The 13181-nt window shown below is 47.9% G+C and carries 10 protein-coding genes; 5 read left to right on the forward strand and 5 right to left on the reverse strand.

All coding sequences use genetic code 11. From position 1 onward, the window contains the following. Positions 1-304: 304 nt before the first annotated feature. A complete protein-coding gene (locus tag CAP50_RS00515) occupies positions 305-2326 on the forward strand; it encodes an ATP-binding cassette domain-containing protein (protein ID WP_100748632.1) in 2022 nt (673 codons plus the stop codon). 80 nt (positions 2327-2406) lie between these two features. Here CAP50_RS00515 and CAP50_RS00520 read toward each other — a convergent pair whose 3' ends face one another. After that, positions 2407-2769, reverse strand: a complete 363-nt coding sequence (locus CAP50_RS00520; protein ID WP_100748633.1) for a septal ring lytic transglycosylase RlpA family protein — start codon at positions 2767-2769, stop codon at positions 2407-2409. A gap of 790 nt (positions 2770-3559) precedes the next feature. Between CAP50_RS00520 and CAP50_RS00530 the strand changes: the two genes are divergently transcribed. After that, positions 3560-4597 (forward strand): DnaJ C-terminal domain-containing protein, encoded by a 1038-nt coding sequence (locus CAP50_RS00530; RefSeq protein WP_100748635.1) that lies wholly within the window; start codon positions 3560-3562, stop codon positions 4595-4597. A 116-nt stretch (positions 4598-4713) separates the two neighbouring features. Next, a complete protein-coding gene (locus CAP50_RS00535; RefSeq protein WP_075101342.1) occupies positions 4714-5037 on the forward strand; it encodes a chaperone modulator CbpM in 324 nt (107 codons plus the stop codon). 101 nt (positions 5038-5138) lie between these two features. On the opposite strand, the gene sstT is transcribed toward CAP50_RS00535, so the two are convergent. From sstT to CAP50_RS00550, 3 genes are all read right to left on the reverse strand, one after another. After that, entirely contained in the window at positions 5139-6341 is a 1203-nt protein-coding gene (gene sstT / locus CAP50_RS00540) for a serine/threonine transporter SstT (RefSeq protein WP_100748636.1), read from the reverse strand. A gap of 387 nt (positions 6342-6728) precedes the next feature. Next, entirely contained in the window at positions 6729-7238 is a 510-nt protein-coding gene (locus CAP50_RS00545; RefSeq protein ID WP_100748637.1) for a DNA polymerase III subunit chi, read from the reverse strand. A 21-nt stretch (positions 7239-7259) separates the two neighbouring features. Beyond that, the gene (locus tag CAP50_RS00550; RefSeq protein WP_100748638.1) at positions 7260-8915 is read right to left on the reverse strand and encodes a leucyl aminopeptidase; all 1656 of its coding nucleotides are present in this window, start codon (positions 8913-8915) and stop codon (positions 7260-7262) included. An 817-nt stretch (positions 8916-9732) separates the two neighbouring features. Here CAP50_RS00550 and CAP50_RS00560 point away from each other — a divergent pair. Beyond that, complete coding sequence (locus CAP50_RS00560; RefSeq protein ID WP_100748640.1) at positions 9733-11082, forward strand: LPS export ABC transporter permease LptF; 1350 nt, start codon at positions 9733-9735, stop codon at positions 11080-11082. After that, on the forward strand, positions 11082-12290 hold the full coding sequence (gene lptG / locus CAP50_RS00565; protein ID WP_100748641.1) for an LPS export ABC transporter permease LptG: 1209 nt from the start codon (positions 11082-11084) through the stop codon (positions 12288-12290). Before CAP50_RS00560 ends, lptG begins: the two co-directional genes overlap by 1 nt. Before the next feature lie 124 nt (positions 12291-12414). Here the strand turns inward: lptG and CAP50_RS00570 are convergent, their stop codons facing one another. Continuing rightward, complete coding sequence (locus CAP50_RS00570) at positions 12415-13035, reverse strand: class I SAM-dependent methyltransferase (RefSeq protein ID WP_100748642.1); 621 nt, start codon at positions 13033-13035, stop codon at positions 12415-12417. Positions 13036-13181: the final 146 nt, after the last annotated feature.

A 13181-nucleotide genomic window follows, 5' to 3' on the forward strand; every position in this document is an offset into this window, starting at 1 on the left:
GGTGTGGATTCGTTTGTCAAGAGTGACGCTTGGTTATGCGCTATTAATAAACAAAACTGCCTTCGCGATGCGGCCGTACGGCCTCACCGAGGCGACTATGTTAACCGACTATGTTAACTGACCACGTTTAGCGATTCTGTTTAGCGATGATGGCCATCATAGCAATCAAGATTTGCTTGTAAAATAGTGATTTAATCGTTTGCCTATCGGTGAGGCGTTTGAAATAATAGCCGCCAGTAAACATACCAGACGTGTGTTTTTTATTGCCTTGAGTTTTATATTATTGTTGAGATGAAGAGATTATATGATCGAATTTAAAGACGTAAGCGTACGCCGTGATGGTCGAGAGTTGTTTGCAGGGGCAAGCTTTCAGCTCCATCCGGGTCATAAAGTCGGCCTAACGGGCAATAATGGCACCGGCAAATCTACTTTGTTTGCGCTACTGCTTACGCAGATGGGTATGGGGGACACCGAGGTCACGCTGGACAAAGGCGAGGTGAGTATCCCTGATAGCTGGCAGGTGGCGCACATGGCGCAGGAGGTCGGAGCCAGTGATCAGACGGCGATTGATTACGTGTTGAGCGGTGATGAGCAGTGGTACAAGATTAATGCCGCGCTCAGTGATTTAAGCGCTGTCAGTGACGAGCAAATTGGGGTGTTGCATCAGCAGTTCGATGAAATCGATGGCTACCGTACGCCGACCAAAGCTGCACAAATCATGGCAGGCCTTGGGTTTAACACCAGTCAGCATGAGCTGCCTGTCTCAGGGTTTTCGGGTGGCTGGCGCATGCGCTTAAACCTCGCCAAAACCTTGATGAGCCGCGCCGATTTGATGCTGCTCGATGAGCCGACCAACCATTTAGACTTAGACGCCATTCTATGGCTTGAGACTTGGATCAATGCTTATACCGGACTGGTCATCGTCATCTCGCACGACCAAGCGTTTTTGGATGCTACCGTCGGTCATATCTTGCACGTCGAACAACAAAAAATCACCCTTTATACCGGTAATTATCAGCAGTTTATCCGTACCCGTCACGAACGCATGGCGCAGCAGCAGCAAGCGTTTGAAAAACAGCAAGCCACCCGCGCTCACTTGGATGACTTTATTCGCCGTTTTCGTGCCAAAGCCAGTAAAGCCAAACAGGCACAAAGCCGTATCAAGCAGCTTGAGCGTATGGCAGAGCTGTCGCCGATGATGGCGGACAACCCGTTCTCTTTTCGCTTTTATGAGCCAGCCCATATGAGCTCGCCGCTGATTGAGATGACGCACGCCGATATTGGTTATAGCGATACGCCTTTGCTTCGTAACGCCAATGTGCAGGTCACGCCTGATACGCGTCTTGGGCTACTGGGTATGAATGGCGCCGGTAAGTCGACCTTGATTAAAGCCTTGGTCGGCGAGCTGAAAGTTTTGTCAGGTACTTACCGCGTGTCCGATACCTTAAAGCTTGGTTACTTTAACCAGCATCAAATGGACGCTTTAGATGCGGCGGCCACCCCGCTACAGATGATGCGCCGCCTAGCTGGTAAGACATCAGACGCCGATTTGCGTTCGTTTCTCGGTAGCTTTGATTTTCGTGGTGATCGTATCGATACGCCAAGTGAGCTGTTCTCTGGTGGTGAGCGCGCTCGTCTGACGCTGGCTTTGATTGTCTGGCAGCGTCCAAACGTGCTGGTCCTCGATGAGCCGACCAACCATTTGGACTTACAAATGCGTCAGGCGCTGACCCTTGCCTTACAAGGCTTTAAGGGAGCGGTAGTGCTGGTCTCGCATGATCGTGAGCTGATTGCCAACGTCTGTGATGAGCTATATCTGGTGCATGACGGGCAAATCGATGCGTTCGATGGTGATATCAGCGACTACGGAAAATGGCTGAGCGAGAAGCGCAAACAAGAAAATAGCTCAGACAAAGCAGCAGGTAAGAAAAAAAGTAAAAAAGAGAGTAAAAAGTTTGTTTCACGTGAAACGCGTGATAGCCTAGCAAATACAGCAGCGTCTACTGTAGCAGCCAAAGACAACCCTACGTCGCCTGCTTTGAGCAAAGAAGAGCAGCGCAAAATGGCCGCCGAACAGCGTAAACTGACTGCACCGGTTCGCCGTGAGATTGAAGATACCGAAAAAGCATTGGCTAAGACTGAAACGGCGCTGACTGCTATAGAAGAAAAGCTTGCCGATACCAGTCTGTATGAAGAAAGCCGAAAAGCGGACTTGCTGAAACTGCTGGATGAGCAAAGCACCCTACAGCAGCAGCAAAGCGCTAATGAAGAAAAGTTACTGCTGGCCATGACAACGCTGGAAGAAATGGAAGCGGGTTTTGAATAGAGCCGTAACTGGATGCCGTACCTGGATAAATCGCCGCACATAAAAAAAGGGAGAGCATAGGCTCTCCCTTTTGTTTCACGTTATTCTTTACGGTATTTACCATCACCATAAGACAGTATCTCCATGGTGGTGGTGCACAATTGGCAGTTGATTTGACCAGCAGCGGCTTTCGATAAATCTAAAATACGGCCTCGTATAAAAGGCCCTCTATCCGTGATTTTGACGATCACGCTTTGCTTTGTCTTTTGATTGGTCACTTGTACCTTAGTACCGAAGGGCAGCGTACGATGCGCAGCGGTCAAGGCATTCATATTAAAAATACTGCCACTGGCAGTACGCTTTCCGTGAAACTTGCTACCATAATAACTGGTGTTACCTGCAAAAACGCTGGTGCTTAGTAGCAGTGACAAGGTGATAACCAAAGACTTGATTAAATACGACATTCAATACCTTTATACAGTTTATAAAATAGACAGATAACCTTGCCTATATCATCGATACTCCCTGCGAGTATCAAAGTTATATTCATTTTATAGCACATAAATTGTCGTATCCTTACGGCTCTGTTAAAAAACGCCCCAGTTCAAATATCAGCATTCATAAAAAACCACTGCTTTTTTCAACAAAATCAGTTGGATAATGCTCTTTATTAAATACCTTGAAAGCATTGCTAGATATCACGTCTGCGCTGAGCGTGGTTTGTTCAGGTGAGTAAATAAGTAGATGGATAGACGTTTGGCTAGTGATGATATAGACAGTAGTTTTATTTGGGTCATATGAGAAAGTAGCGACCATAATAAAGAGATATCAGCCGGAGCGTTAAAATATAAGGGCTAAGCCAGCGGGTCGCCGCAGGATAGTAGTAACCAGCTAATATCGATAATAATGTAAAGATTATTTCTGTAATGCTAATACTATGTAATTAAATATATTTTTACTTGATTCGCTTATTAAAAAATATGTGCTGTTTTTCATCAAATGACTAATTATTCCAATAATAAGTAAAGGTAGTAAATAGGCCAAATAAGAGAGCAAGAAAAATTACGCCCAGTGGCACCATATTTATTTTATAGCGGGTCGATGATATGAATTGGTATAGATAAAGTGGACAAGTGTAAATTTTGCCCAGCCATTATGTGGCTATGCTATGGTAAGCAATGAAATATTGCCGCATCATCCCTATATTATGTATTAAGTAAATCGTTAATAATAAATGCGATAAGGAAAAATAATATGGCAGAAAAAAACTACTACGACATTTTGGGGGTCAAAAAAGACGCCTCAGACGCTGATATCAAAAAAAAATATCGTAAGCTGGTTCGTCAGTATCACCCCGATGTGAGCGACGACCCAAACGCGGATAACAAAATCGCTGAAATCAACAACGCTTATGAGACGCTTAGAGAGAAAGACAAGCGTGCGCAATATGATGCCATGCTCGATAACCCATTTGCCGGTCAAGGCGGCGCTGGAGGCTTTGGCGGGTTTGGTGGTCAGTCGGCGGGCGGACAGGGTGGTTTTCGCTGGGAAGATATTAAAGATCAGTTTGGTGATGGACAAGCCTTTGGCGATGGCGGCTTTCGCTTTGATGATATATTTTCGGCATTTGGTCGCGGCGCGCATGGCTCAGCTGGTGGACAGGCAGGGGGCCGCACGCAAGGTAGCGGTTTTGAGCAGTTTGGGGGTGGCTTTGGCGCGCAGGATAGTAAAGGCCAAGATCAGCACGCCGAGATTGCGGTGGACTTGGCCTCAGTCTATAGTGGTGATGACTATAGTATCAAACTAAACGTGCCGGTACGCCAACCCAATGGCAGCGTGGATTATGAAAATAAAACCCTTAAGATTAAAATCCCAAAAGGCATCACTGATGGCAAGCAAATCCGCCTAGCAGGTCAAGGCTCAGCTGGCATGGGTGGCGGCAAAAACGGTGATTTGTTTTTAAAGGTGAAAATCCGCCACGACGCCAATATCCGTATCGAGGGCGCTGATGTCTATCAGACAGTAAATATCTCGCCATGGGAAGCGGCATTGGGTGGCAAAATCAATGTCAGCACGCCCGCTGGTACCCTTGGCGTGACCATTCCCAAAAACAGCAAATCTGGCAGCAATTTACGTCTAAAAGGTAAGGGTATCCCTGCCAAACAAGCGGGCGACTTATACTTAACCCTCAATATCGTCAACCCTGATATCACTGATAGCAATAGCGAGGCTGTGACAAAAGCCTATGAGCAGCTAAAGCAAGCCTTTGCTGATACCAGTATCAATCGCTGATAACTGCCGCGCTGCTCTCGACAGAGGTCAGCGAAAAGCGATAACGGGGAGAGATGAAAACGATCACGATGACATAAAGCACAAATAAGGATAGCAACCAAAAGAGGATAATAATAATGAAACACTCGCCTGAATTTACCGATATTATCATGAGCTTGGATGAGCTGGTATCTGCCTGTGGTCAAGAGCGTCAATGGGTCATCGAGCTGATGGAAGAAAACATCATCGAGTATGACGTGCCAGAGCGTGAGCAGTTTACCGGCTATCAGCTCACCACGGTGCGCCGCGCCTCTCGTCTGAGCCGTGACTTTGATGCCAGTGTGCCAGCGATCGGCCTGATACTGGAGCTATTAGAAGAAGTCGAGCAGCTGCGTCAGCTCAAACGCCAGCTAGAAGGACAGACGCCAATCATTGAAGTGGATACCGAGCATCTAAAGTAACCAAACCAGTGATAAAGCCCAGCTCATAAAAAAGGCCTCATTGCGATCATTGAGGCCTTTTGTTTTACAGTGTGTGATGTACAGATACGGATTGCGCCGGATTAACGCGCGTATTTAGGGTCGGCTGCCGCAGTAAATAAGACGTCAGTTGACGAGTTGAGCGCGGTCTCGGCCGAGTCTTGAATCACGCCGATGATAAAGCCGATGGCAACCACTTGCATGGCAATGTCATTGGGGATACTAAAGAGGCTTGCGGCCAGAGGAATCAGCAATAACGACCCACCAGCGACCCCAGAGGCACCGCAAGCACTAATGGTCGCGACCAAACTCAATAAGAGCGCAGAGGCAAAGCTCACCTCGATACCGATCGTATGCGCTGCCGCCAGCGTCAAGACGTTGATGGTAATCGCCGCCCCTGCCATATTGATAGTTGCACCAAGTGGAATGGTGACAGAGTAAGTGTCTTCGTGTAGGCCCAGTTTGCGTGCAAGGTTCATGTTTACAGGGATGTTGGCCGCCGAACTACGCGTAAAGAATGCTGTAATCCCTGACTCACGCAGGCAAGTAAATACCAGAGGGTAAGGGTTTTTGCCGGTTTTGAGTAAGACGATAATAGGGTTGGCAACGAGGGCAATAAATACCATACAGCCGACCAATACCATCAAGATACGAGCATAACCTGCCAATGATGCAAAGCCTGTCTCAGCGACCGTATTGGCAACCAAACCTAAGATACCAAATGGCGCGAGAGCGATGACCCATTTCACCACTTGTGAGATGGCATTGGCAAAGTCGCCGACGACCGTACGCGCGGTGTCGCTGGCTTGACGCAGTGCAAAACCGATGATAATTGCCCAAGCCAAGATACCAATATAGTTGGCCTCAGCGATGGCATTGACAGGGTTTGCCACCAGATTCATCAGCAAGTTGGTGAGTACTTCTTTGAGGTTGGCCGGTGGCACTTGCTCGACAGTTGCGTTGACGAGTACCAGCTCAGTTGGGAATAAAAAGCTGGCGCCGACAGCAGTCAATGCCGCCAAAAATGTGCCAAACATATACATGATGAGCACCGGTTTGACATACACTTCGTTGCCACTACGATGCTGACTAATGGCCGCCATCACCAGCACAAAGACCAATATCGGCGCGACTGCTTTTAGCGCACCGACAAATAGCGTCCCCAACAATCCTAAGGCGATACCAACGCTTGGTGCTAGCCAGCCTATTAGCACCCCTAATATTAAACCGATAATAATGAGCGGTACCAGCCCTATACGCTGGTACATCGCAATCAATGAACGCATTTGTACACCCTCGAGTTAGTCAGTCAGAAGTAAATGAATCATAAAAATAGAAAAACAGTCGGAGGATGGTAGCATTTTTTCGGATACTCGCCTACCAGTCATACTGGACGCGGCAAATCAGACAGCACCAAACCACGCTGTAAAAACCACAAAAATGGTAAGTAGAATAAAGGAAAGACAGGCAAGCGCGCGAGGAAAACTGAGCAAGGTGACTGATAAAATAAAGCTGATGGAATAGCGAGGTGACTGATATGACAAAGCTGATGGAATAAAGCTAAGATGACAAAGCTAAGATGACAAAGCTGGAAAATAAACCAGCAGACAGTCTGCAAGTAACGTGTATAGCAGTAGCGCTATGTCGTCTTTAGAACAAATCGACTGTATAAGCTATACCTTATAGTGCGTTAGCTCATAGCCGAGCTGTTTATAATGCTTATATTTATGACGGCCTTCTTGCATACTTTTGGCATCAGGTTTTATCAGCTCAAGTATTCGAGTGGGTTTGGCAGGACTGGTCGCGGCTATAAAATCGCTGACAGGCTGCAATGTGGTATTGAGAACGATACCTGAGAAGTCCGCTGGCATATAACTGCCGAGCATGACGGGTGCTGATATTGCCTCCTCGATATCGGAGGTATCAGGCTTTGCGGCATCAGGCTCCATCGTATCAGGTTCTATGGAGTGAGGATCGCGGCCCAAAAGGCGCTGGTGCGGGATAAAGCTGGTCGCGTCGTGCGTCCATAGCGCTTCATCAAGCGAGCTGAGTAATGTCTCATCTTGAGACAAAATCAGTAGCGATTGGCTGCTTTTATTGAGCGCCGTTTGGGTCAGCTGACAAATAAAGCCCAAGATTTCTTGGGCTTTACGCTCGCTTAATACATAAAAACTTACGTTCATAAATTGGTCGTCATCACTGTATTAAGCGTCGTTTGCACTGTTTTTTAAGTACTGCATAAATAAAGGCACAGGGCGACCGGTTGCCGCTTTATCTTTGCCTGAGTTCCATGCGGTGCCTGCGATGTCTAGGTGCGCCCATGGCTGACCTTCTTCGACGAAGCGTGATAAGAAGCAAGCTGCGGTCACAGCGCCTGCGCCTTTACCACCGATGTTTTGCATATCGGCGATGGGTGAATCAAGCTGCGCCTGATAGTCGTCATCTAATGGCATGTGCCAGATGAGGTCACCTGATGAGTAGCTGGCGTTTTCTAGTTCAAACAACACATCTTCATCATTACTAAACACCGCTGAGCGCACATGCCCTAAGGCCACCACGCAAGCGCCCGTCAATGTCGCCACATCGATGATGGCTTTTGGCTGATAGCGCTGGACGTAGCATAAGGTATCGGCCAACACCAAACGACCTTCCGCATCGGTGTTTAAGATTTCAACCGATTTGCCGTTCATGGCTTTGACGATATCACCAGGACGCGTCGCCTCACCTGATGGCATGTTTTCTGCACAAGCGAGTGCCCCCACCACGTTAATTGGTAGACGCGCTTCGCACAGCGCTTTGATGGTACCCAATACAGACGCTGAGCCGCCCATATCGAACTTCATCTCATCCATGGCCGCACCTGGCTTGATAGAGATACCGCCTGAGTCAAAGGTCACGCCTTTACCGACCAACACGATAGGCGCATCGTCATGGCTGCTATCAGTGTTTTTGTCTGATTTTTTGCTAGGCAGTTTGGTGGGGAGCTTATCAGCCAACGCTTTTAGGCCACCGGTGACTTTTGCACTGCTATTGCCGGCTGGATAAGTATCAGTCGCGCCTGCTTTGGCACTAAAGTTAGACTTGCCGCGATACTCGAGTAGTACCAATTTGCCTTCTTTGCTAGAACCTCTAGCCACCGATAAAAAGCAGTTCATGCCCAGCGCCGACATTTCCTCTTCGCCCAGCACCGTCACTTTTAGGAGGTCAGGATAGGTCTTTGCAAGCGCTTGGGCTTGTTCTGCCATATACGCTGGGAAGCAGATATTGCCTGGCTCATTGGCGACGTCACGAGTCAAGCTTTGACCGGCGAACACCGCTTGCGCGAAGTCTAGCGCTGGCTGCAATGCTGCATCGGCCAACAAATACACATCCGTGAGTACCGGTGTGGTTTGCTCAGACTTGTATTTATCAAAACGATAGCTGGCCGCTAGTAGATTTAGCGCAAATTGGCCAAAGTGGTTTTCTTCTAGGTCATCGCCGAGCGCGACCGTGATAGAGGCGACGCGTTTTTGCGTATTGCTATAGATGGTTTTGGCGATTTTTTGTAGGGCAGTGTGGTTAAGCTTGTCGATATTACCAACACCGACCAACAATAACTGAACTGGGTTTTGCTTGGTGGTTTTTTTGTCACCGGCCAATGCCAAGTCAGCAACGGTTTCGCAGGCCTTACCACTAAAGTGTGACACTTCCATCAATTGCTCAATACGAGCGCTATAGTCAGCTAGCGCAGACTCAGCGAAGAGGTTTTTTTTGTCATCCACCAACACCACCAAACAAGCCGCGTCTTTGCTCTTCGCTTCTTTTTTGAGGATTTTTTGGGTATGGGTTTTGGGGAGCTGCTGAGTTAATTTGATATTCATATAGTTATCCTTATTTGAATGGTCAATAGATGCCGCCTTTTAATCGGGGTACTAAACAATCAGGTTGTTACATAATCAGATTGTTAAACAACCAAATTGTTTAACAACTGGGTTGCTAAATGGCTAAGCTTTTCAATCAGTTAAATCAATAATCACCGAGCCAAGCGGCTGTTTATCACCAGCTTAATTTTTCGTAAGCTTAATGCCGCACAGACTCAGTGCAATAGCCGCATGACAAGTGACTGCCAGACGATGCCTGAGATTATGTGTATGGTTCGAGGTGATAAGGTGATAAAAACATAGAGTCATCTTGCCCAGCCGATATCTGACCGCTATGCTCAAACCAACGATAAAATCCAAGATTAAGCCATTGGTTCAGTCAAAGCTTCAGTCAAAGCATTGGAAGGTTGGGCGCTTGTTGTAGTGTAGCATATCAGGTAATCAGCGTGCTGTCGGCATCGGTTAAGTAATGTTTTCGTATATATTTGCTGCGCGATCTTAAGAGCGAATGCTGCATAAACCACCGCCTCAATCTTAGCAAGGGTTAGGTAATGTTTTAGCACATTTTTCACAGCCATTTTTTGCCAAAACATGCTAGCATTAACGGTTATATTAATGGCTTGTATTTGTGTAGTATAGCTAACGCTACTACTGTTAGTTGTTATTATCCGTTAACTATCGGCGAGCGGTACAAACCTGCCGCCCAAAAAAAGCCGTTATAATAGCCAAATAAGCGCCACGCCTGAGCCAGCGCTCTATCATACAGCACGCGCATACCAACTGTTTAAGAGTCTCTATTGTGATATTACGCCGCTACATGACCCAACAAGTTGCCTCGACCACCGCTTTGGTGTTGGGGTTTTTAGTGGTGATGATGCTCGGTGGGCGCTTGATTCGTTACTTTGGGATAGCTGCTGAAGGTCGCTTAGACATCAGTTTGTTATTTACCATTATCGGCTACAATCTGCCGTACTTTTTAGAGCTTATCTTGCCATTGGCGTTTTTTATTGCGCTGATGCTGGTATTTGGCCGTCTATATGTCGATCAAGAAATGGCAGTCATCAATGCCAGCGGTGTGTCGCGTGGTAAGTTGGCACGCTTGATGACGCCATTTATCCTCGCGCTGTTTGTCGGCGAGGCGGCGTTGTCTATCGTTGGCAAGCCGTGGGGGGTGCGCTCATCTGAGGCGGTGTGGCAACAGCAAGCCTTGACCAGCGCCTTTGATTTGATTCGCCCAAAAGAGTTTATCAGTAGTGGTAATTATCATCTGTATGTCGGCAGTCTGAGCGAGGACAAAAAGCAGCTGCAAGATGTGATATTGATTCAATCAGAAAAATCAGAAAAATCAGAAAAATCAGAAAAATCAGAAAAGGGCAGTCAGCCCAAAAACGCGGCGGCAAATACAGCAAAAAATGAGCGTGATCAAAGCGCCGCGGTCTCTGTCGATAATCGCATCGATCCCAAAACCGCTGAGCAGTTAGATATTCCAGAGCTGCCAGAGACATTTGTCAATCATGATATCAGCAAAGACACCATCACCTTAGCCAAACGTGCCGAGCAGGTCGATACAGGGAGCCGCGGCGTGACGCAATTGGATTTGTTTCAAGGCCGACGATACGAAGTCGGCGCAGGGAGTCTAAAGTACAATCAAGTAGGCTTTGATCGCTACCGTATCAGTTTGACTGAGTCTGCCAAAGACGTCGTCACCGAAGACAATATCGAAACCCAAGCCATCGGGCCGTTGTGGCAAGCGGCAACCGGTAGCGGCAGTGCACAAGTGAGCACGGTCGAGGCCAAGCGCGCTGCGCAAGGTGAGCTCGGTTATCGTTTTGCGTTGCCTTGGCTGATGATTATCGCGCCGATGCTGGCGGTACCGCTGGCACAAGTGCGTCCCCGTCAAGGTCGCTGGCTGCGTTTGTTTCCCGCGATTTTATTGTTTGTCAGCTGCGCGCTGGGTATCATTTCGCTCAAAAACGCGGTGAGTAAAGGCAGCGTCAGCGTGTGGGCGTATGCGTGGCTAATCTTAGGGTTTATGGCGTTGGCGCTGTATATGAACTGGGGCAGCCGCGTGCAGCATCGCCTGCGCTTTCGCCAACCTCAGCCGCCGCAAACAGTGGCCGACAGTCGCGCCAATCCAAATGACAACACGTCAGGAGGGCAATCATAATGCGCTCCTTATTTGCCAAAACCCCAAGCGCTGAGCCACTGGCCCAAAAACCCGGTCAACTAAAAGTGCTCGGCCGCTATGTCAGACGCAATGCGCTGCTTGCTATCATCGGGGCCGTTGTCGGTCTATGGGCCTTGCAGCTTATTTTTTCTTACTTATCCGAGCTTGATTCGCTCGATGATAGCTATACGATGAGTGAGGCGATTAAGTATATCTTTTATCGATCGCCTTACTTTTTAGAGCAGTTTATTCCGACAGGGGCGCTACTTGGGGCGGTCGTAGGTTTGGGGCTGCTGGCCAACAAAAGCGAGCTGGTCGTCATGCGCGCCGCTGGCGTCAGTATCTATCGCATCGTCGGTTGGGTGCTACAACCCGCTCTAATTTTTGTGCTGCTTGCCTTAGCGATCAATCAGTTTGTCTTGCCACACTCCAATCAGTTGGCAAAAGACATCAATGATGAGGGCAGCCGCTCGCTTGTGACCTCGGTACGTGGCTATTGGACGGTGCAACCACGCTTTGAAAATGCACAAGATGGTAGTGCAAAGCCTGCTGGCAGCGATATTTTATATATCGATTATGCCGACGTACAAGGCAACATCGGCGAGGTGAAGCGCTGGCATTTGGACAATGATGGCAATTTGCAAACCGCTATTCATGCCAAAGATGGGCAATATGTCGGCCGGCAAGCTCTAGATAGTAGCAGCGGCACACCGAGCGGACAGTATCGTTACGAGTGGCAGCTCAATGACATGACCACGCTTAGTATCAACCAAGGCTTCGAGAGTAGTCAAGCCGTCTTCGCCTCTGATACGCTCAGTTTGCCATTTGCCCCAGAGTCGGTGTATCTACTGACGCGTAAGGCAGAGGATTTGTCTCTGACGCAACTATATGAGCATCGTCAGTTTATGCGAGGGCAGGGCAATCGCTCTTTAGAGCATGAGCTGGCATTTTGGCAAAAGCTGCTGTCGCCACTATCGATTTTATCGCTGGTGATCGTTGCTTGCTCATTTGTCTTTGGCTCGCTGCGTACGCACAGCTTGGGTCTGCGTATCGTCGTCGCGCTACTGTTTGGTTTGCTATTTAGCTATGTGCAAGATTTGGTCGGCTTTGTCTCATTAGCGACAGGATTTTTGCCATTATTGATGGTGCTATTACCGATACTTGGTAGCGCCGCCTTGGGTTTTTATCTGATAAAACGGCAGATGTAAGACAATGTGGTAGGTGGTATGCCATCTTTAATGCCCTAAGCAAGAGAATAAAAAACAAAAATCCCGCCAACATGCTGATGTGTTGGCGGGATTTTTGTTTGTGCAGCTTTTAAGTTACTGAAGCTTATTCTTTGGTCGCCATAGTAATGGTATAGGTTTTGCCCTGTTTGACCTTTTCGCTATTACCAAATACTTCGGTAAACGAGCGCTTCATAAACTGGCGCAAACCATTGATGGTCACCACATAAAACCGCCCACCTTGACGCATACGCGCATAGGCATCGAGGAAGTATAGATAGTGCTGCTCTTTGCCGACCTTGGCTGGCAAGTTTGACATCACAAGGCTAAAATCTTTGTCCGCTGCCACATGATTGAAGCCATTTGATAAATGCACATCGACATTTTTTAGACCGTTTTGCACGCAGTTACGGCGCGCATATTCTACCGCCATAAAGTCTTTATCAATGAGTGTATGCTGACCGTTCGGGCACTCACGCGCTGCCGTCATTCCGAGCACGCCATAGCCGCAGCCTAAGTCGATCGAGTCATCATCCGCCTGAAAATCCACATAATCGAGCAGCATTAGGCTACCGTCATCGAGCTTTTGCGGTGAAAAAATACCCCAAGTGGTCGAAAAATCAAACGGCTTACCCAGTACCTCTTGGCGAAAATGAATGTCTTCACGCCAGTGTTCAGCATTTTTTAGCAGGTCGGCAGGGGGACGGTGGTTTGTAGAGTGGCTCATGCGATTCTCAAATAATAGATAGGTAAAAGGTTAATAAGCTATGGCAGGTATTGTAGCGAGAAAAGGGTTAGTTTGCAGCTAGGGATTGATAGAGCAGACTCTATACCTTGCCGCCTCTATCTCAGATTGTGCTCTGCATATCAAAT

Origin of the sequence: Psychrobacter sp. L7 (genome assembly GCF_002810365.1) — a bacterium.
GTDB lineage: Bacteria > Pseudomonadota > Gammaproteobacteria > Pseudomonadales > Moraxellaceae > Psychrobacter > Psychrobacter celer.